General features: G+C 54.7%; 14 protein-coding genes. 6 read left to right on the forward strand and 8 right to left on the reverse strand.

All coding sequences use genetic code 11. From position 1 onward, the window contains the following. The first annotated feature begins 84 nt into the window (after positions 1 to 84). From RIB44_14420 to RIB44_14445, 6 genes are all read left to right on the forward strand, one after another. The gene (locus RIB44_14420) at positions 85 to 678 is read left to right on the forward strand and encodes a hypothetical protein (protein MEQ8617764.1); all 594 of its coding nucleotides are present in this window, start codon (positions 85 to 87) and stop codon (positions 676 to 678) included. Between the two features lie 542 nt (positions 679 to 1220). Beyond that, positions 1221 to 3158 carry an efflux RND transporter periplasmic adaptor subunit gene (locus RIB44_14425; protein MEQ8617765.1) on the forward strand — a complete coding sequence of 646 codons (1938 nt, stop codon included), beginning with the start codon at positions 1221 to 1223 and terminating at the stop codon, positions 3156 to 3158. Positions 3159 to 3168: 10 nt separating this feature from the next. Beyond that, the gene (locus RIB44_14430) at positions 3169 to 6732 is read left to right on the forward strand and encodes an efflux RND transporter permease subunit (protein MEQ8617766.1); all 3564 of its coding nucleotides are present in this window, start codon (positions 3169 to 3171) and stop codon (positions 6730 to 6732) included. Between the two features lie 105 nt (positions 6733 to 6837). Continuing rightward, a complete protein-coding gene (locus RIB44_14435; protein ID MEQ8617767.1) occupies positions 6838 to 8250 on the forward strand; it encodes a hypothetical protein in 1413 nt (470 codons plus the stop codon). A 158-nt stretch (positions 8251 to 8408) separates the two neighbouring features. Beyond that, positions 8409 to 8684 (forward strand): hypothetical protein, encoded by a 276-nt coding sequence (locus RIB44_14440; GenBank protein MEQ8617768.1) that lies wholly within the window; start codon positions 8409 to 8411, stop codon positions 8682 to 8684. Between the two features lie 93 nt (positions 8685 to 8777). Further along, entirely contained in the window at positions 8778 to 9374 is a 597-nt protein-coding gene (locus RIB44_14445; GenBank protein MEQ8617769.1) for a GNAT family N-acetyltransferase, read from the forward strand. On the opposite strand, the gene RIB44_14450 is transcribed toward RIB44_14445, so the two are convergent. From RIB44_14450 to RIB44_14485, 8 genes are all read right to left on the reverse strand, one after another. Beyond that, positions 9361 to 10827, reverse strand: a complete 1467-nt coding sequence (locus RIB44_14450; GenBank protein ID MEQ8617770.1) for a SpoIIE family protein phosphatase — start codon at positions 10825 to 10827, stop codon at positions 9361 to 9363. The genes RIB44_14445 and RIB44_14450 overlap by 14 nt on opposite strands. 84 nt (positions 10828 to 10911) lie before the next feature. Then, positions 10912 to 11970 (reverse strand): potassium channel family protein, encoded by a 1059-nt coding sequence (locus RIB44_14455; protein ID MEQ8617771.1) that lies wholly within the window; start codon positions 11968 to 11970, stop codon positions 10912 to 10914. A 5-nt stretch (positions 11971 to 11975) separates the two neighbouring features. Continuing rightward, entirely contained in the window at positions 11976 to 12302 is a 327-nt protein-coding gene (locus RIB44_14460) for a metal-sensitive transcriptional regulator (GenBank protein ID MEQ8617772.1), read from the reverse strand. Between the two features lie 69 nt (positions 12303 to 12371). Next, a complete protein-coding gene (locus RIB44_14465; GenBank protein ID MEQ8617773.1) occupies positions 12372 to 13916 on the reverse strand; it encodes a copper oxidase in 1545 nt (514 codons plus the stop codon). A gap of 14 nt (positions 13917 to 13930) precedes the next feature. Next, a complete protein-coding gene (locus RIB44_14470; protein ID MEQ8617774.1) occupies positions 13931 to 15355 on the reverse strand; it encodes a TolC family protein in 1425 nt (474 codons plus the stop codon). Between the two features lie 153 nt (positions 15356 to 15508). Further along, the gene (locus tag RIB44_14475) at positions 15509 to 17905 is read right to left on the reverse strand and encodes a heavy metal translocating P-type ATPase (GenBank protein MEQ8617775.1); all 2397 of its coding nucleotides are present in this window, start codon (positions 17903 to 17905) and stop codon (positions 15509 to 15511) included. Between the two features lie 1003 nt (positions 17906 to 18908). Beyond that, positions 18909 to 19391 (reverse strand): hypothetical protein, encoded by a 483-nt coding sequence (locus tag RIB44_14480; GenBank protein ID MEQ8617776.1) that lies wholly within the window; start codon positions 19389 to 19391, stop codon positions 18909 to 18911. 13 nt (positions 19392 to 19404) lie between these two features. After that, positions 19405 to 20136, reverse strand: a complete 732-nt coding sequence (locus tag RIB44_14485) for a hypothetical protein (GenBank protein MEQ8617777.1) — start codon at positions 20134 to 20136, stop codon at positions 19405 to 19407. Between the last annotated feature and the right edge of the window lie 1196 nt (positions 20137 to 21332).

Raw genomic sequence — 21332 nt, forward strand, 5'->3', positions numbered from 1 at the left:
ATTGCCCTTCATTCCCGATATAGTTGATATACCGTCAGAGGGTATCTATCGGAACGAACAATGAGAAACTTCCCGACAATTTGCATGGCCCGCGTAAATCGAATCATCGTCAATCTTTTACTCATCGTTGCCATAACGATGCAGCCGACGCTGACGCTCGCGTTCCAACAAGGTTGTTGTTCTGTTGATTGCACGTACGAATTCACCTGTCAAGGTTGCGGTTGTTGCAAGGTGCAATTGCAGACGGAGAAGTGTCCTTGTTGTAGTGGCGGTGTTCCGGACGAGCATCAAAGCTGCTGCGGGCATGCCGGTCGCGACAAGTCGCAGCGGGCCAAAGAGCCTAGCGTTGACGACCCATTTGCGGACATGGTTCTCGAAGAAGGACCGGTGCCGGAGAACTCCGAACAACCGACCGATGAAGGCCAAGCAAATAGACAAGAGGTTGCTAATGCGACTCTATCTACCACTTGCCAATGCCTGAGCAAACGCGACCCGCTTGATGCTCCTACGCCACGTTCCCCGATTACGGAACTACGAGACGTTCTCTCATTGAGCAGCGCTCAATGTGGCATCCTCTACTCGGCAGAAGAGCATCCGCCTGCGTCTACGCTTGACGCCGCATGTGCTCCAATTGCGCCTCACTTCTCGCAGATATCTTTCTGTGTCTGGCGGCTATAGTCGCCCACTTCTAGGAGTACTGCGCACGTTGCGTGGCAGTACTCGCCTTCTGTTGTGCAGGCAATCGGTCTGACTCAGCGCACTCCGCGAGCTTGCTGATCTGCTTTGCAACTCAGAACTACTGGCAACCAATGCAGCTTGATGCTGCGCGGTGACTTCTGGTCTACGGTTGCCGTGCTACTAAGCCCCTCCATGCACTGAAAGAATCCGTGCGAGCAGAACTCCTATTCGTGCATTGAAAACGCACGAAGTGAGAAAAGATCATGATGCATCACGAAACGCCAAACCCGGCCGACGACCACGACGGCGCAGTCAACCCCTCTCGCGGACAGGTCGAAGACACAGAAACCACTTCGGAAACCAAAGCAGATATGTCGGATGACGTAACTGATCGCTCAGCATCTGTCGCGAACGCTTCGGCCAGTGACGATGCCGCTGCAACCGACGCTGTCGCAGCGAGAGCAGAGGTCCCCTCACCAGCCAATTCTACTACCGCAGCCGATGCCCAGCTTGGTGGTTGGTCTTGGCTTCTGCGTTTCGCCGTGAAATCGATCGGGGTCGTCGCGGTCGGAGCACTGTTGCTGTTCTTAATCGGAGTCGCTCAGCGAACCGAATGGGTGACCGCCGACGGCTTTTCCGCCACCGGCGGTGAAACCACTGCCAAAGCCGCCGCAGCTAGTGAAGACAAACGTTATATCTGTCCCATGATGTGTACCCCGCCATCGACCGAACCGGGTCGTTGTCCGGTGTGTGCGATGGAACTTGTGGAGGCTACCAGTGGTGGTGGCGGCGACGGGATTTCGGTCACCATCGAATCGGCCGCGCGCCGACTCGTCGGCATCCAGACCGCAATGTCGAGGATGGGCGAAATGACGCGCACCATTCGCACCATTGGCTCGATTGACTTTGATGAAAGCAGACTGTCTACGATCTCCGCTTACATCGACGGACGACTAGAAAAGCTGTACGCCGACTACGTCGGCGTCGAGGTAACCCAAGGAGAAGACCTCGCGCTGATCTACAGCCCTCAACTCTATTCCGCTCAGACGGAGTACATAACTAGCCTTGAAGGTAATGCGTCCAAACGGTTCCAAATCGGCGATAGCAACCTGGAGGAAATGTCTCGCCAGAATCTCAGTGAACTTGGCATGACCGAGCAGCAGATCGAGTCACTGCGCCAGAGCCGCAAGCCGCAATCCCGCATTCGTATTAAGTCGCCGCAAAGCGGAACGGTCATTGAGAAGACGGCGGTTGAAGGCGACTACGTCAAGACCGGACAGAAGCTCTACCGCATCGCAGATCTGAGTTCCGTCTGGCTGATGCTCGATCTGTTTCCCGACGACGCGGCAACGGTCCGCTTCGGTCAACAGGTCGAGGCGGAGATCCAATCCATGCCGGGTGAAGTCTTCTCGGGGAGAGTGGCGTTTATCGATCCCACCGTTAACTCGCAAACTCGCACCGTACGAGTTCGTGTTGAAGTGATGAACTTCGACGGTAAGTTGCGGCCCGGTGACTACGCCACCGCGCGGATCACGGTGCCTGCGATTCCAACCGACTTAGTCTACGACCCGGCGCTCTCCGGCAAATATATCAGTCCCATGCATCCCCAAGTCATACGTGACGAGCCCGGAGACTGCCCAATTTGTGGCAGGGACTTAGTGCCGACTAGCCAGCTTGGCTACGCCACCCAGCCGCAGCCCGAACAACGAGTCGTGACTGTGCCCCGAGATTCCGTCTTACTCACGGGCGACAGCGGTGTGATCTATGTGGAAACCGAGCCGGGACGGTTCGAGATTCGTCGGGTCGCCGTCGGGCCGATGAACGATACCGAAGCGGTGATCATTGAAGGGCTGGCTGCTGGCGAGACCGTTGCCACCGGTGGTAACTTTCTGATCGACTCGCAAATGCAGTTGGCCGGCAATCCATCTTTGATGGACCCTACCAAAGCTCCGAGCTATTCGCCCGGTCCCCTGGAATTGCCTGAGAGCCAACCGGCCATGCTTGCCGCCGACGCGGGTCGCCACTTCGACAGAGCCTACGACGCCTATTTTGAAATCCAATGTGCGATGGCTGCGGACATGACTCCGCCGCCAGTCTCACTTAATACCCTGTTGGATTCGCTCGCGCATTTAGCGATGTCCGCCGAAGTTCCCGACGACGCTCAAACAGAGTTAGCCAAAGCCCGCCGAGCCGCCTTGCGAATGGATGGCTCACTGGAGACAGCCCGCGAGGCTTACCGAGCTGTCAGCCACGGGATGTTGCGAGCCGCCGTAGTCGCACGCGGCCCCAAGACGGCAAGAGCACTGACGCACTACTACTGTCCGATGGTCCCGGGCGGCGGTGGCGACTGGATGCAACCTGGCGGTGATCTTGCCAATCCGTATTGGGGCGATGAGATGCTTCGCTGCGGCGAAATCGTGCGAGACATGGCGATCGACGAGCCTGTTTCGGCTCCTTCTGTTGCGAAAATGCCGAACTAGGAGACACTCCATGCTCAACATCATCATTCGCTTTTGTGTGAAAGAACCGTGGCTCGTCCTGCTATTGGCGATCGGGCTAAGCGTGGGCGGCTGGTTCGCCTACCAGTCCGTGCCCATCGACGCCATTCCCAACGTCGGTGAGAACCAGGTCATCGTGCTGACGCCATGGCCCGGACGTTCGCCGAAAGACATCGAAGATCAGGTCACGTATCCGCTGAGCGTCTCTCTGCTCGCCGTGCCAGGCGCCGAATCGGTGCGCGGCAAGAGCATGTTCGGTTACAGCTTTGTGCAAGTGACTTTCAAGGATGAGATTGACTTCTATTGGGCGCGAAGTCGCGTCTCCGAGCAACTTGGCTCGGCAGCGTCTCAGTTGCCCGATGGAGTCGTTCCGCAACTAGGTCCCGACGCTACCGGACTTGGGCAAATCTACTACTACACGTTGATCCCACCGCAGCTCCGCGAGGGGCAGTCTGCTGAAGCAGGGATGAGCTTGGCGGAGCTACGAAGTTTGCAGGACTTTGTCATCAAGTTCGAGCTTCAGGCAGTGGAAGGGGTGAGTGAAGTCGCTTCGATCGGCGGCTATGTTCGCCAGTATCAAATCGAAGTCGATCCTGACAAGCTTCGCTTCCACAATCTGCCGCTAGATGCCTTAGCGATGGCCATCAAGGGGTCCAACTTGGACGTGGGCGCCAAGACCGTTGAAACAACGGGGATGGAATACATTGTGCGTGGGAAAGGATTTCTTGGCACCGATGGCGACCAGCGGAAGACTATCCGAGACATCGAAGAGACGGTGATTACGCAGCGAAACGGCGTGCCTGTTCGCGTAGGTGATGTGGCGAATGTGCAACTTGGCCCAGACTTCCGCCGGGGAGCACTCGACTACAATGGGGCCGAGGCAGTCGGTGGCGTCGTTGTGATGCGCTACGGCGAGAATCCACGGGATGTCATTGACCGTGTGAAGGAGAAGATTGCTCAAATCGAACCCGCATTAAAGGGAGTCACGATTCACGGCGTGTATGACCGAACGGGCCTCATCGACGAAACGATGGCCACGCTGACCCACGCGCTGCGTGACGAAATCCTGATTACCGCCGTCATCATTCTGCTGTTCTTGCTGCACATTCGCAGCAGCTTCATTGTGGCGATCTGTCTGCCGGCCGCCGTGCTGATGTCATTCATCGCCATGCACGTTGTAGGCGTTGAATCGAATATCATGTCGCTTGCCGGGATCGCTATCGCCATTGGCACGATGGTCGATATGGGCATCATCGTCTCAGAGAATATCTATCAGCATCTTGCGGATTGGGAAAAAGATCAGGCAGCCAACGGCGGGAAGCAGATTAAGCGTTCCAAGAATCGTGCAGATGTTGTCTATGAGGCGGCAATCGAAGTTGCTCCGGCAGTCGTTACGGCGGTGGCAACGACCATCGTTAGTTTTCTGCCCGTGTTTTTTCTCACGGGGCGTGACTACCGGCTCTTCTCGCCGCTGGCTTACACGAAGACGTTCGCCATCGCGGCGGCCATGATCACTGCCGTCACAATCGTCCCAGCGATGTGTCGTCTCATGCTCCGCAGCGCCGAGTACCAGAAACGAACGGCGCTGGCGGCCGGCCTGGGACTGGCGGCTCTCCTGGGGCTAGCGGCTCACTACATGTGGGCGGAGCCACTGGCCCACCACTTCGGCATCCCAACTTGGTCGATAACCGCACTGGCGGTAGCCGTGGGCTTCATTGCCGCATGGCAGTTGATGCAGGAACGAATTCGCCCGATTGAAGAGATTCCTTCTAGTCGTTTTGTTCGCTGGCTCTATGCCGCTCGTTTGCGGCAAGCGCTCAACCACAAGGTGCTTGCCCTTTCATTTCCTGCGTTATTACTGGTTGTCGGTGTCGGCGCCTGGATTGGGATGCCAACGGTCATGCGTCCTGTTGAGAAGATCGCCCGTGTCTTTGGAGCAGACCTCAATCAGTTTCCCGGCTATGTGGACGCCAAGCATGTGTTTACCGGGCTACAGAGCGACGACTGGATCGCTCTGGATGAGGGCAGTTGGTTTTATATGCCGACGCTTTATCCGGCCGCCAGTTTTTCGCAGGCAATGCAGGTCTTGCAGACGCAGGATGTGCTGATTGGGCAGATTCCAGAAGTGAAAGATGTGCTCGGTAAAATCGGCCGCGTTGAATCGGCGCTCGACCCCGCGCCGGCTGCGATGGTTGAAACCTATGTGATGCTTAAGCCTGAGAGCCAGTGGCGAGAGGGTGTTACCCCTCGCGATGTGTGGGATGAGATTAACAAAGTCGCCACGCTTCCGGGCGTGACTCCCGCGTCCGCCCTGCAACCCATTGAAGGCCGGGTGGTGATGCTGCAATCGGGCATCAAAGCGCCGATGGCTATCCGCGTCTACGGCGACAAGCTCGATACGCTGGCCGATGCCGCGATGGATGTGGCTGCGACACTGAAGACCTCACCGCTGGTCAACGCCGGAACGGTCAATCCCGACATTGTGCTCGGCAAACCGTATATCGAATTCACCGTCAACCGCGAAGCCGCCTCCCGCTACGGCCTGAGTGCGGCGATGGTCAATCAGATAATCGAAACCGCTCTCGGTGGAATGAATCTCATCAAGACGGTTGAAGGCCGCGAGCGTTATCCCGTGCGGCTCCGCTACAACCGCGACCTTCGTGAACGGATCGATCAACTGAGCCGCTTACCGGTCGTGACGCACAGCGGCGCGGTGGTGCCGCTGGAGGAACTCGCGAAGCTGGAGACCACCTGGGGGCCAGGCGCTATCAACAGCGAAAACGGCCGACTGGTGGCTCATGTTTCCTTCATGACCAGCGGCGCTAAAGGCGACTTGGAGTCGGTCACTGCGATCGAAGAGCAGCTTCGTGAGGCCCAGTTGCTACCACCATCCGATCCGAATCGACTGGCGCTTCCAGCAGGGTATTCGTTGGAGGCAGTTGGCAGTTTCCGCAATCAAATTGAGGCCAACACGAGGCTCATGTGGATCATTCCCGTGGTCATTCTCATCAACCTGCTGCTGATCTATTTCGAGTTCCGCAATCTGCCGATTTCAATGGCGGTCTTTAGCGGCATTCCGGTCGCCTTTGCCGGCGGAATGGTGTTGGTTGCTTGCATGGAAGTCGAACTGAACACCGCCGTCTGGGTAGGGTTCATTGCGCTCTTTGGTTTGGCCGTCGACGACGGCGTCGTCATGGCGACCTACATCCATCAATTGCTGAAGCGTCGTAAAGTACGAAGCGTCGAAGACATTCGCAATACGGTCTACGACGCGGGACTTAAACGCATTCGGCCGTGTGTGATGACGACGGTCACTACCCTTGCCGCACTCGTCCCCGTGTTGATTGCAACCGGGCGCGGCGCCGACGTGGCTCGCGCCATGGCTATTCCCGTCTTCGGCGGCATGCTGGCCGAGCCTTTTACTTCCTTCATCGTGCCGACGCTTTATTCTGCCTACCTGGAAACGAAGATGCGTTTCGGCTTCCACGATCCACTTTGGGAAGGCGCCGAAGCAATGCCCACTACTCAAAAGGAGGAACTCATGGACGCTGCCTAAGAATATTTTTGGCTATTGCTGAAGGAATCGTTCCTTCAAGCATCCAAGTGTCACAGAGACCCTTGGATCACTTTCACCCCCAAGCACATTACTGGGAGAACAAGGATGAGAATTCACTCAATCAAGCAGTTCACGCTAGCTTGGATGCTGGTTGCCGCTGCCCCTATTGTTACAAACGCGCAATCAGAGCATGAAGCCCACGGTCATCAGCATACCATGCCGAATCAGGCATCCGCTCCGCAGAGCGGACCCAATGGCGGCACGCTGAAACAAGTCGGCGAACTCCAGTTGGAGACCGTTGTTTCAGAGGGCGGCATCAAGATGTTTGTCTTTGCTCGCGATGGCCAGCTGCTGGCGGTCGAAGGAGGACGCGGCGCGGCGTCGTTGCGAGTGGAAGGTAACGCGAAGCGTTATCGCTACGACCTGCTGCCCGACGGGAAAGGAGCACTCACCGCTCCCGTGAACCTGTCTCAAATCGCCGGGCGACAAATCGAACTCGACATGCAACTGGTGGGACTGCCGGGAGCCGGAAGTCGCCCGATTACCTTGCAAGAAGTTGCCACCGTTCCGGCAAGTCCCGAGCAGCTCGCGGCTGCTGCGATTGCACGTCAGAAGATTTGCCCGGTTAGCGGTAAGCCACTGGGCAGCATGGGCCAACCCGTGGCGGTCGATGTTAACGGACAGACGGTCTACGCCTGTTGCAACGGATGCGTGAACGCCATCCAGTCCGATCCGGCGAAGTACGCCGCCGGACGCCCTGAAATCACAATCACTACGTCAACTGCTGCTGACGCAGCCGCGATCGCTGCTCAGAAAGTTTGTCCCGTGATGGATGAACCACTTGGCGGCATGGGAACGCCAATCAAAGTCATGGTTGGTGACAAGCCCATCTTTCTCTGCTGCAAAGGATGCATCAAGAAAATTCAAGCTGAACCCGCTAAGTACTTAGCGATGGTGTACGGTGGCCAGTCGCAGCAAATCGCCATTGCGGAAGCAGGCCAGCCAGTGCGACCGAACGTCTTCAAAGTGACGGCTGCTGATGCGCCGTATGTCGCCGCACAAAAGAAGTGTCCGGTAATGGATGAGCCGCTCGACGGGATGGGCGGGCCCTACCGGGTGAATGCCAATGGCAAGGCCATTTACATCTGCTGTCCTGGTTGTGCCAAGAAGATCGCTGCCGAGCCGCAGAAGTATCTCGATATCTTGTCGCAGCAAGGCGTGAAGCCTCCCGCTCTGCAACCTCAACGCGATCCGGCAGTCGTACCCTCCGGAGGCGAGCAAGTGCGGCCGGGCGTGTTCAAGGTGACGCAAGCCGATGCCCCGTTTGTCGCGGCGCAGCAAAAGTGTCCGGTGATGGATGAAGCGCTCGATGGGATGGGCGGACCCTACCGGGTGAATGCCAACGGTAGGGCCATTTACATCTGTTGCCCAGGCTGCGCCAAGAAGATTGCCGCCCAACCACAGCGGTATCTGGCGATTCTCGCCCAACAAGGAATTGAAGCCCCAAGTATTCGGTAAGAAAACACGATGGAGTTGCTTCCATCGACTCGATCGCGGGGGCGGTGTCGTGACGATTTACGCCTTCGGGCGTGATGATGCATCACGCCGCTCCTGCCCTTTTTAGTTTCTTAAAAACTGTCAGCAATCAATCACTTTCAACGACAAGGATGTCACTAATGTCACTTCGACCACTCTACGTTAGCATCATTCTCAGCACGGTTTTCTCTATTTGTGCGACCGGTTGTTCGTCGCCGCCTTGGCGAAAAAAGCAATCAACGATTGCAGATAGCACGGATGCCTATTACGAACAGGTCGCCACAGAAGCTCAATACGATTCTGCCCCTGGCGACTCGAGTGAATATCGGCGTCCGCCCGAATCGGAATCGACCTACGCTCCCGCATCGCCAGTCTCACGCAGCCAGAGCAGCGGTTCCGGTAGCTGTTGTCACTAAACTAGACAGTAGGTCAAAATGCTGCCAAGCAAACTGCTGAATTGGATACGTTTCTTTCCGTACCGTGTGATAAGGAGAATCGGTACCGCTGACATGAGCTGCGTCTTTGGAATCAAAGCCAATCAACTGCATACTCCAGAACTCAGAGAAGAATTCCGGTTTCTAGAGATTACTTCCAAGAACATTGCCAAAATGTGCGAAGCTTATCCGGAGTTCTTCGATGAGCGTCAAGCCGAGCAACTCATGACCGGCCAGTTTTTTGGAATTGCGGTTCTTCAGCAAAACGCACTGGTGGGGTTTGCTTGGCTAGGTATTGGCAGCATTCCTGCGGAGTCCAACCACAACGGTGATGACCGAACTGGCTTACCAATCGACCTGCCGGCGGATACCGGATATGTCTACAACGTATTGGTCCTTCCAAATTATCGAGGTCGCAGACTGTACGGAAGCATCATGGGCAAGCTCGCCCAGCGGATGCAATCGCGAGGCGTTTCGCGGCTTATTCTGACAACTGATGTGATGAACACCAGTTCGCTCAAGGCACTTCATCGCATGGGATTTCAGGACCTTGGAAGAGCGTGGCTGTTCCGCATCGGTCCGTTTTCGATGGCGAGCTATCCACCTTCGCCGATATTCGACACGGTTCGATTCGGCAAGTACACAGGAGATACAAGAGTTAGTCGGGAGTAGGCGAATGTGACGCACCAACCCTCGCCGCAAGCAAGGTTGTGTCATCGAATGGGGGCCGAGATCCACGAAACCGGGCAAGTGCCTCGACGAATTCGCTAACCAGTTGCCGAGGAGAGGTAGCCGACGACTCCGCCATCACTTGGCCAACTCGCTCAGTGCCGAACTGGTTCTCATTCGGGTCGAACGCTTCAGTCACGCCGTCAGAAACGAGCACCACCTTTGTGCCGCTAGTTATACTCACATTCTGCTCCGTGTAGGCTGTCTGTTCGTCCACGCCCAACAGCAGATTGCTGACCGAAAGACGTCTAACTGACTGGCCCGGCTCATGAATAAACGGCGGCTCGTGCCCGGCGTTGGCGCAGCTCAGTGTCATTTCGCCTTGATTCGCAACGACAATCACCATCGTCGCGAAGTGGCCCGGCACAATAATCTCGGCGTATCGGCGATTGATGCGATTGAGTATCTCTGCTGGACTACGGGTCACTTCTAGGGCTTCCAGAACTAAGGCTTTGATGACGGTAGCAGCCATCGCAGCCGGAACGCCGTGGCCCGAAACGTCAGCCAGACACAAGAGGCATTCACCATTGCCCAGCGGAATAACGTCGTAGTAGTCGCCGCCGACGTCATCGGCCGGCTCAAACAACTCGGCGGTGTCGACGCCTTCAATCTTTTGATTGGTCGGACGCAAGTGCTGTTGGATATCCCGAGCCTTCTTCATGTGAAGCCGTCGCTCTCGATCAGCAGCCGCTAGCTTTTTGGTCATCGCGTTGAGTCGTTCTGACAGGTAGGTCAGTTCTTCGCAACTACGTTCTTCCGCTTTGGCTTCAAGGTCACCATCACCAATGCGGCTGAGAGTGGCGACAAGGCGTCGCAGTGGTTTGGTGATAACTCCTCGCAGCACAAAGTGAACCACCAATCCGGCCAACGCGCTACCGAACAGCACTACGATCACTTGCCGAAGCAGCTCTTGCCGAGCGCCTCTCAACGCCGAGCTTTCTGACTCAGACACGTAGATCGCGCCGTGCGGACCAGCGAACTTCGCGGCCACGAGTGAGTACGAGTCTGTGGGCGGATGATTGCTGTCTCCAGCCGCAGCACGCATGGCACGAAACATATCGTGAGAAGCTCGACCGTGTGACTTGGCCTGCATTGAACTGCCTTGCCACTTGACCGCGATGTGATGCCCCGGCGATTCGGACGAGTTCATGCGGGCACAGACATCGTCAATCAACTGCTGTATTGCCTCATTGCCGCGATTCGCGATTGCATCAATCGACTCGTAAACTGTCTTCGCTTCCTCTGTTAGCGCAATTCGCTTTTCCTGCTTCGCCTCGCGAATCCGCACCCCATGACCAACAACAAGAAACAAGACCACGACAAGTAGTAGCAAGCCATTGACGGCCAGCATCAGTTGCCGCCGCAGCGGAAGGCGTTTCCAGAATTCGATACTCACAAGACCGACTCTCCTGCTCGCACGGCGCATGGCTCCACACCGTTTGATGCACGAGTTTCCGGTTTCTTCATCCAGTGCAGGGGATTAGTGGGAATCTTGGGGGCGGTGGCTGCCGGTCATCGTGCATCGCTCTAATGACCTCAGGTCATTGGACCACTGTCGGCAATTGACAGTGTAGGCAGAAGCAAATGCGTCGGGATCAATTGCTAAAAACGCCGACTCGGTTGAGCGAAGGTGGTCAGAAAGCCGAGCAGCAAGCGATGAGTCAACATCGTCTCGCGATACTTTGCAAATGACAAAATGCTTTTGGGCATCTTCCAACATTTGTAGACTCGCATGCCAGAGTCGCTCGGTCGGCTCCGCGTTCACCGTCGAAACACTGTCTTGCGACTCGTTTATTGCCCTTAACAGCGACGCCGTTTCCAAACAGAATCTCAGCATCCGACTCATTGCATATCGCGGTTCGCGGAAACGAAAATAGTGCAGAGCAGGATAGAAATGGTGCGATTCAAGGAGGTCGGCCAGTTTGGATGCCAAGTCATACAAATCCTGTTGAAGCAGTGATCGGTCATCGCAGGCGAGGTGCGGTAGCAGATAACCTAACACATCTCCGGTACGTCCCGTACGATAGTCAATCTCAGATGCAAATTGGTTGCGTCTGCCCAGTGCGCTGTAGACCGATATGACATATGCCAAAACGAGCGTAAAGAAACTAAACCCGATAGCGGATGCGGTAATTGTGACCATTCGCGTGAATGTCGTTTGCGGCACTAGATCGCCCATCCCTAGCGTCGTCACGGAGAATCCGGCGTAGTAAACCGCCGTGGCTAAATCTGTGCCTATTGCCTCGCCACTTGCGTACACGATACCCCTACCGAGTTCCGGCCTGACTACGAGGCTAATGCCGAGCAATAGAAGAGACGCCCAGACGATCAGCTGACAGAGGATCAATACCGGACCGCTGAAAAGCAACAGCCTACTGTTCGCCCCCAGCAGCTTCTGAGAAACGTAGTGGTAGACTCGATAAGTCGCCGCCGTTACCGGACCGCTTACCGCGCGAGGATACAGGACCGCTATGCACGTCTCTAGAACGCCCAGCGTAGCAATGAGCCAACCGAAGATTACCAGCACAAATTCCAGCACGCCATTCAATCGATGACACCTGCGTATTTGCGAAACAGCTTGATCAGCTCTTCCAGCTTCTGCTCTCGGTCGGCGACATCCTTATTTTGCATTGCTTCAGTCACACAAGTCTTTAGGTGATTTTCCAAAACAATTTGTCCGACTTTGGCCAGAGCACCAGTCGCCGCGGAAATCTGCATTAACACGTCAACGCAGTATTCCTCATCGTCGATCATCCGCCCCACCGCTTCAACTTGACCGTTGATACGCTTGATGCGGTTCAGTACCTTCTTTTTTTCATCGGACTTCAGCATGTTCCCTACCGGTGGCACCGCAATCATCGTTTTGGCCATTAAATATCAAAGCCTGGCAGCATATAGCGACCGTCAGATTCTAGCGTATTTAGGCGGTTGGGGACAGGATCAGCCATCCATCGACATCATCTCGTGCTTCGGTGCCGGTTCGTAATGATCGGGATCGCCGAAGCGTCGGACGATCTCTGAAAAAACGGCTCCTTTTTCGATTGGCTGGTCGGTCTCCATGACCAACTCGTAGAGGTCATCGGGTAAGACTCGCATGACCGTCATCAGACCCTTCACAGCCATCAAGTAATTTGCACGCATCCCCTGTACTTCGCGACGACCCCAGTAGATTTTCATATCTTCTTCACTCATAGACATCCCCATCATCTTCTGAGGGTAACCGGGCGTGTTGAAACCCGCTCTTTGCGCAGCTTCTACTGACGGTCGGTTGTCAAGGTTCGCCAAGTAGCGATCTACGGAGGCCTGTCGTATTCGCGGTCCCACCTGCTTGGTCATGTGGTTCATCATGTGGTGAACCATGTGGCAGTGGAAAATCCAGTCACCGGGATTGTTTGCCACGAACTCAAAATCGGAAGCCTGTGCAACACCCACGAGTTCGTTGTTGCGAGGAATCCATGCACTCTTCGGTACCCTCGCTCCCTCATGTCCAGTCACCCAAAACGTGTGACCATGCATGTGAATGGGATGGTGCTGCATTGGTGCAAAATTCAGTAACCTCACCCGGACACGTTCACCGTGCTTGCAAACCAAGGGCGTTGTGTAAGGACCGCTTCGTCCGTTTATCGTGTGCCAGTTCCAATCCATTGACCAACTATCAGAAACCGTCTGGTTGGGACCGACGAAAAAGTTTTGAAAGATCAAACCAAAGTCTCGGTCAACCGGCGGGTCGAATACTTTCTTAGGATGAACGATGAACCATCCAACCTGTCCAAACGCCTCCTGCATGGCTACATGCGAATGATAGAAGAACGTGCCTTCTTCATGAACGTCGAACTCGTAAACAAATGTTCTGCCTGGTTTTATCGGCTCCTGATTGAGCGTCGCGGCACCGTCGTATTGCACGGGCAACTCGAACCCGTGCCAATGAACGAAAGTGTCCTCCGGTAGTTCATTCGTCACGACTATGCGGACACGGTCTCCCTGATTGACCTCTATCGTCGGCCCCGGCATACTGCCATTGTAGCCGTAGACATTCATTTTGACTCCGGGATGGAATTCTCTTTCGACCGCCATCGGAACTAGATGAAACTCCTTTGCACCGTTCACCATCTCCCACGGCAACTTCTCTAAATCTGGAGCCACGAATGGAGCCGGACCATCTTCCGTTTTGCGAAATCCCGGAACCAATTTCCCCAAATAGTAATCTGAATCAGGGTCGTTTCCCCGCCCCGGCTTGAACCGCGAGTAACCGTCATATTCTTCACGAACATCTGTTCCAGCTGGTATGCTTGGCTTCGCATTCCGGCTGCCAATCGGTTTTTGGGAATGCCCATGTGCATGCGGCATTTTCATCGCTTCCTGAGCCGTAGCGGCCGAAGCGAGCATCGCCGCTGTCACACCCGTCGCGGCAGCTATCGCCCCCTTTGTGATGAACTCCCGCCGACCAGCCGACTGTAACAGTTTGGTTTCTTTTTCGTATCTCATGATGTCGTCCTCGATTAGCGTGGCTTCGGTACGGAGTCGATATGGCCAGCGGGCATTGGCCCAGACGCGGCATTAAGCCCACCGTCAAGCAGGTAACCCTGAATCAAGACTTCGCTTTGACGTAACTGCTCCTCATAGCTGATTTGGGCGAGCCGAACTTCAGCGTATTCTGCTTGAGCTTGCAATACCTCCCGCCACTCAATTCGATTTTGCTTGTAGCTGCTGAGTAACTCGCGATACGCTGCCCTCATTTCGGGAACGATGGAGTCGCGATATTCCGAAGCATGCTCGAACGACATTGCGTACTGTTCATAAACCATTGCCAAGCGCTGTCGAAGCGTTAGTTCAGTCCGTCGCACTTCTCGTCGCTGACGGTTGAAGTCGGCACGGGCTTGGCTAATTGTGCCCTGATTTCTATCGAATAGCGGAATCTCAATGCTGATATCAGCGACTGCCACAGTTTCCCTGGCATCGAAGTTATATCCAGTGCCTGCGGAGAAAACGATGTCGGGAATCCACTCTACTTCTTCTCGTTCGATCGTAATTCGATCTGCGGATAGCTTGGCTCTTGCTGCAAGCACTTCGGGACTTTCCGCTACAATTCGCGCTAAGGTGCCATCAAAAGTTGCGAGCGGCTCAGTTGTCGCTAACGTTCCGACCACCGCTCCCACAGGAAGATCAAGTCCGACAAGCGAAGTTAATTCACGAAACCGCATCCGATACTCGTGTTCGGCTTTTTGCACAGCAAGTCGAGTCCGCTGGAGCATGACATTTGACTTGCGAACATCGTATCTGTTGGCTTGTCCGACGTTGTAAAGCTCCCTTGCGGTAACCGCTGCATCTTCGGCCGTTTTGAGAAGTTCTCGTTGCATCTCCAAACGTTGTTGAGCGGCCAGTGCTCGGTAAAAGTGAATCCGAACATCGTTGCAAACGCGATACTGCTGAGCGACCGCCAAGTGTTCCGTAACATGTGCCCGACGAAGGTACTTTTCTCGACTGAGGCTTAGTTTGCCAGCAGTAACAATTCGCTGCGAAATGATCCCCCCCTGAAATTCACCCGGCGAATCTGTATCTCCTTCAACATCCACGAAGATTTGCTCACCGGCGTAGGCTAACGTTGGATTCGGGTACAAGCCAGCCTGCTGTGCTTTGGCAAGCTCTGCTGATATCTGCAAACGCGCTTGCCGTAGTGTTGGATTATTCTGCGTTGCTAGCGACAAGACTGTTTTCAAATCGAGAACTTCGCCCAGGCCCAATGGAGTGTCACCGACCGATGCCGGCTGAGTGGGGCGAGCAGGTGGATTGATGAACTGGCTTCCGGCAGATGGGGCCGGTGGTTCTGCGATACGGGCCGGTGACTGTAGTAGCTCCTGCGCCCCAGCTCCGTCAATAAATAGAGCCATCAGCATAACGACTGCTGAGATACCAAATTTACTCATCTCTGTATGCGACCCCCGGTTTCTTCCATGAAATCCCTTACGACGTTCATCGGCGGATACCCATACTGGGTATAAATGATTTCCTTTCGTTTCGCAAACTTGCCCACTAATGAGCATTTAAGCGATCTAGGCAGGCGATGCCCTTGAGATATCCTAAGCCAGCTTGGCAGCTCGCAGTCGCAGCGCATTGGCAATCACGGACACGCTACTGAAACTCATTGCCGCTGCGGCGATCATCGGGCTAAGCAACACGCCGAACACCGGATACAATAGGCCCGCTGCAACCGGAATGCCCAGCGCGTTGTAAATGAATGCGAAAAATAGATTCTGCCGAATATTGCTCATTGTCTTGCGACTGAGATTGTTTGCCGCCGCAACCCCCCGCAAATCGCCACCAACGAGCGTCACTCCCGCCGACTCGATCGCAACGCCGGTGCCGGTTCCCATTGCGATCCCCACATTCGATTCCGCCAATGCCGGAGCGTCATTGATCCCATCACCCGCCATTGCAACGACCTTACCTTCCTCCTTGAGTTGTTTGACGAAGTCATGTTTGTCCTGCGGTGAAACACCTGCGTGAAATTCATCGATTCCTAGCTTCTCTGCCACAGCCTTAGCAGTCGGCTGAGCGTCCCCAGTGAGCATCACAACTCGCAGCCCAAGTTCATGGAGCGTTCTAAGCGCCGCTGGGGTGCTATCCTTGATCGGATCGGTGATGGCCATGCTGGCGGCAAGCTCGCCGTCGATGGCAATGAATATCACCGTGGCTCCTTCCGATTGATGCTGCGTTGCCCGCTTGCGTCCTCCTTCGACGCCAGAGATTGACAGCTGGTCGAGCAAGTCGGCTTTTCCGATCAGCACATCGCGGCCATCAACACTTGCACGAACTCCGCCGCCGGTAATGCTGTCGAACTCTGAGGCATCAGGTACAGACAATTTGTCGGCCTTAGCTCGCCGAACCACTGCCTGAGCCAAGGGATGTTCGCTCTGGGCTTCCACGGCAGCAGCCAGCTTCAACACTTCCGTTTCACTCCAGTCTCCAGAGGTTTCAATCGCTGTCACCTCTGGACGGCCTTGAGTCAGTGTGCCGGTTTTATCGACGACAACTGTGTCGACATTCTCCATCACTTCCAAAACTTCCGCGTCCTTAATGAGAACGCCTTCCTTCGCACCGCGACCCACGCCAACCATCACCGACATCGGCGTGGCCAGTCCTAACGCGCACGGGCAAGCAATGATCAACACGGCCACCGCCGCTACAAATGCGTGAGCCAAACGAGGCTCCGGACCGAACACTGCCCAGCCGACAAACGCAAGAATCGAACAGACGATGACAGCCGGAACGAAATAACGTGACACAACATCAACCAGTTTTTGAATTGGGGCGCGACTTCGCTGGGCTTCGGCAACCATCTGTACGATTCGATGAAGGACTGTATCACCGCCCACGCCAACCGCTTCCATGACCAACGCTCCGGTCTGATTTAGCGTGCCGCCTGTAATCTCATCGCCTTCGCTTTTACTGACTGGAATCGGTTCGCCTGTCAGCATCGACTCATCAACACTGCTGCTACCGCTTATGACGGTCCCATCGACGGGAACTTTCTCCCCCGGTCGCACTCGCAGGCGATCACCTTGATGCACGTCGCCAAGTGCGACTTCTTCCTCGCCGTCCTCGGTGATGCGATGCGCGGTCTCCGGCGCAAGCTGCATGAGTTCGCGAATGGCACCGCTGGTCTGTTGTCGAGCACGTAGCTCCAATACCTGGCCTAGCAAGACCAGTGTGATAATTACTGCCGCCGCCTCAAAATAAAGCGGCGGCTTTCCATTTTCAAAAAACGCCTCGGGGATCATCGCGGGAAACAGCACAACAAACAGGCTGAATAGAAAGGCGGCAAGCGTTCCCACGGCGATCAGCGAGAACATATTTAGATTCAACGTGCGAAACGATTTCACTCCACGAACTAAGAGTGGCCAGCCACACCAGAACACGACCGGCGCGGCGAAAGCGAGTTGCAGCCAGCCGAACAGCCGATCCGACATCTGTTCAGCAAGATTCCAGCCGACCATCGGTCCCATCGCCAGCACCAAGAGCGGCGCCGACAATATTACCCCCACCCAGAACCGCCGCAGTATATCTCGATACGACCCTTCGTCACCGTGTTCCGCCATATCGACGTACTTCGGCTCAAGGTCCATTCCGCAGATCGGGCAATCGCCCGGTCCAACTTGCTCAACCTCTGGGTGCATCGGGCAGGTGTAAATCGCATCGGGGTTTGCTGCTGGCGAAGCAGCGGCCGCCTCTTTCCCGGCGCGTGAATCCCCACCGTGGGAACAGCAACTATGATCGTCGCCTGACTTCCCACCCTTTTCAGCTTCTAGTTGAGCGGCTTTCGCCAGCACCGCAGCCGGATCCTCCTCAAATTTCCGCTGGCAGGACTCGCTGCAAAAGAAGTAGTCGCTGCCTTGGTAGTTCGACGACCGCGCTGATTCAGAATCAACCGTCATACCGCAGGCGGGATCGATTGCTTGAGTGTCCAGTTTGCTCATTTTATTCCCTTATGACCTGTCGCATGGTCCTGCATCAGCTCCCGTACTCATTTTGCGCCGATACCCCTATACGGTATACTGCTTGCTGCTAAAATCCAAGGGCTGAGTGAGCGGTTTGCTTAGACTAACGAAATAAGAGAGGAGAAAATGATGACTCAGACAGCAACTTCTAAAGACACTTGCATCCAAAATTGCCACGAATGTCAGGTGACGTGTGCTCAGATGCTTGCGGACCACTGCCTGCAACAAGGCGGCGGCCACACGCACCAGGATCACGTCAAGGCCATGCTGGACTGTATTGCAGCCTGTGCCGCTTGCGTAGACTTCATGTCACGGAACTCTGACCACCATGCGCTCTACTGCAAAGCTTGTGCAGAGATTTGCCGTGCATGTGCAGACAGTTGCGAGAAAGTCGGCGGGATGGACAAGTGCGTTGAAGCATGCCGCGCCTGCGCCGAGTCTTGTGGCTCAATGGCGGCCTAGCCTATTGCCTTTCTGTTCGCGAAGCCAGTATGCGCCGCCGCGAGGCGGTGCGTACGGCGTCGCATTTGCCTGTCAGAAGCTAACTGGTGCATGTCCTATTTCACTGTCTTGTCTTACTAAAGCCTCATAAACCAAGCCCTGCCCGGACAAGATAATCATCTATAAATATGGTGGGTCATGGTGAAGTGTATTAGAACTCTATTATTGACGTGATAGGAAGCGACGTGGCGTGTGTGGAAGTCTCACAGCTACCAGACTGCTCAACTGTGTGGTGCTGGTGACGACCTTTGTCTCGACCTTCACGAACCTAGAAAAGTCCGATAGCGACGGCTTCACAACAGCAACAGACGTCTAAGAAGTAAAAGCGGAACATGACACTTGTAAGTAGTCGTCTACAAGTGTACTCGCATCAGAAGCGGACAAGGTTCGGACTTTGAAAGCAGGCTTTGATGCGTTTCTACGCAACCCCCATTGTCGTTCTGAGCTATCAACGCTTCTCGTCTCTTGTACAAGAGACTGCTTAAGCTGCCTCTGGGAGTACTATCTCTTCAGGGCGAGTTGGCAGCCGCCTTATGAGCATTCGCACAATAGGCCAAACTCCCTGTAGTGTTACTTTAAGCGTCGTCCGATCTAGTGGCCATGCTCGTGGACTGCTTGGTTCAAACGCAGTAAATACGCCGATGATGTAGTTTAGGCCCTGTTCTAGCTTGTCCGCCATAGAGTCGTAGCCATCGCCTAACTCACCTCCTCTAATCTGGTTGAGCTGCGTCGACATTTCGTTGAACATCCCACGATACTCGGCAACGAGCGCTAGAGCTTTTTCGCGATCCATAAGCAACTCGTGCGATAAGTCCCGAAACATCTCACGAAGTATCATCGAGAGGTCTCGTAACTCGTAGAGCTTCTCTTGCCTTCGATGTTTGGCGGCCTCTATAGAGACGTTCTCAAACAGGTCCACACCGCGAAACGCGATAACGTTATTTTGGTTGCTTTTTTCTTGCATAAGTTACTCCTTGTTATGCTGCTAAACTTAAATCTGCTAAATCGAGGGACGTTTTTCGGATGAGCGGTCCCTTTGGCTCAAACGGTTTGACAGGTTTCCGTCTTTTCTTGATAAAGCTCGTTGGAATTGCTGGTAGACCTGCTGCTCCACGCTTTAGGTTCATCGAACGAAGTATTGAGTAGCGTTGCTTTAGTACGCCCCCATATGCTTCATAGGGAAATGTTGCTAATTCTTCTCGCAGATAGGGTAACGGCTTAAGTGCCAGGCCCAGGTAGTAGCTTCTTAAGCCCGCCATTGCTTTGCTTGTAAGTCTTACGGTTAGCTTGTCGTTGAAAAAGCCAACTGAGTATTCGTTGAATTGGATCGCCGATTTTCGAACATCACAGAACCACTGCTCCTCTATCGCTCCATCAGCGTCCCGTCTGCAATTACGCTCGAAGAAAGCATTTTCACCCTCCTGGCAGAGTAGAATCCAGAAATTGCTGAAGCGGAGATATTGGCAGTTCGCGAGGTGTCGACCGCTATTGCCTATCCGCTTTCGACGGCGACAGCGTGCGAATTTAGAGATCGCTACGTCATACTGAGAAAGCATTCTTGAGTCGTGCTCCGCCGGCGTTCGCCATGATGGAACGCTTCCTTGAACGTAGAAGTAGTATTTGCCGTTCGTAACGTAGCTAACAGCAAGCTGGAACAGGAATCCTTCAATGGATGTTGCAACGCAACGATAGTGAGAGCGATTTGCCATCGATTAATCTCCGCTTCAATGTCAACCGCTACAGTCGCTGCGTTATGCGAGAAACGCCATGACGTGTAGCACAGAAAGTCGGAGGGAGGTTGCTTTTTGCTTCGCTTTTTCTTTGCTTTCTTGCAACGCCTAAGTAGGTTCCTAATTAGTCGTTGCCATACTTATGGCGTTGCCCTTACTGCATCCGCAGATTCCGATCTTTTTTCTCTTGCTGACGCCACCCACTTGGGAGCGTTGCAGATTGCGTGCCACTGTACGATTGCTCTAGGCTGTTGCGGTGAATTGATTTGTACCTAGAAGATTTCTAGTGTTGAGGTGAAATAGAGGATGATTTGATTGAAGTGTAACCTTCAACGGCTCAAATCATCCGAAAAAGCCGCAGCAACCTTTTGAGTGAGTTTGCTCGTGTTGAGCCCACCCACTTCAAAACCACTGTCGGACCACTAAACGCTACTACCTGTCTGGGCAGTACCGCATAGTTATCGCTAGGCTCAAAGAGCCGAGCCACTGGTGGGAGTAGCAAAGCTACTCCCACCATGACCCCTGCTGTCGCTTCATGCCGGCAATGCCGGTGAGAGCTTTCCTCGTTGCGTGTGCCGTAGCACCAACTCGGTTACCAGCCGAGTCCGCCAACGCCAGTGGACTGCCTTGCCCGCAGGGTACTGATTGCTCAGCACGCTACCCGAGGTATTACCCCCGGTTTGACGCCCGTCTCACAGAGACGGCTCGTACTCGCCCAAACTCCCACTCTACTGACTTTTAAGCACCTGCTTGACCCCTTAGGCCGTTGCGAACAGAGCAACTGCTTTGGAGCAGGCACCGAGGAGCTACCCCCGGCCTCAGTAGAGCTTCCCTCTTTAGTAGCAGCCAATGAAATCAGAATCACGTCGGTAAGCGGCTTAGGCCGCAACTCCTTTGAGGTACGTGCTTGCTGTCAGGCAAGCCGCAGTTTCCATGTCGAAGACATGATTTCTGGGTCCAGAACCTACAAGCTGACCCTTACCCATCCTCAAAAAAGCTGTCCCAGTTCAGCACCGTCTTTCTGACTTCTAACGAACAAGCGATTACTCGCCTTTCATGGGTTGAGCTATTGCCCGCCTAGTTTCCTAGGTCGCCGAAGCATGTCATAGCTTCGATGCCAAGCGTTGCCGCTCGGCGAGGACCCCCACGTTCGCAACGTTGCACCGTCCGAGAAT

Source organism: Lacipirellulaceae bacterium (assembly GCA_040218535.1).
GTDB lineage: Bacteria > Planctomycetota > Planctomycetia > Pirellulales > Lacipirellulaceae > Adhaeretor.

Excerpts from the sequence above, each read along its gene's own strand:
- RIB44_14480 (MEQ8617776.1), bottom strand. The coding sequence starts at position 19,391 with ATGCAAGAAAAAAGCAACCAAAATAACGTTATCGCGTTTCGCGGTGTG.
- RIB44_14440 (MEQ8617768.1), top strand. The coding sequence starts at position 8,409 with ATGTCACTTCGACCACTCTACGTTAGCATCATTCTCAGCACGGTTTTC.
- RIB44_14460 (MEQ8617772.1), bottom strand. The coding sequence starts at position 12,302 with ATGGCCAAAACGATGATTGCGGTGCCACCGGTAGGGAACATGCTGAAG.
- RIB44_14465 (MEQ8617773.1), bottom strand. The coding sequence starts at position 13,916 with ATGAGATACGAAAAAGAAACCAAACTGTTACAGTCGGCTGGTCGGCGG.
- RIB44_14470 (MEQ8617774.1), bottom strand. The coding sequence starts at position 15,355 with ATGAGTAAATTTGGTATCTCAGCAGTCGTTATGCTGATGGCTCTATTT.
- RIB44_14445 (MEQ8617769.1), top strand. The coding sequence starts at position 8,778 with ATGAGCTGCGTCTTTGGAATCAAAGCCAATCAACTGCATACTCCAGAA.
- RIB44_14485 (MEQ8617777.1), bottom strand. The coding sequence starts at position 20,136 with ATGGCAAATCGCTCTCACTATCGTTGCGTTGCAACATCCATTGAAGGA.
- RIB44_14475 (MEQ8617775.1), bottom strand. The coding sequence starts at position 17,905 with ATGAGCAAACTGGACACTCAAGCAATCGATCCCGCCTGCGGTATGACG.
- RIB44_14420 (MEQ8617764.1), top strand. The coding sequence starts at position 85 with ATGGCCCGCGTAAATCGAATCATCGTCAATCTTTTACTCATCGTTGCC.
- RIB44_14435 (MEQ8617767.1), top strand. The coding sequence starts at position 6,838 with ATGAGAATTCACTCAATCAAGCAGTTCACGCTAGCTTGGATGCTGGTT.
- RIB44_14430 (MEQ8617766.1), top strand. The coding sequence starts at position 3,169 with ATGCTCAACATCATCATTCGCTTTTGTGTGAAAGAACCGTGGCTCGTC.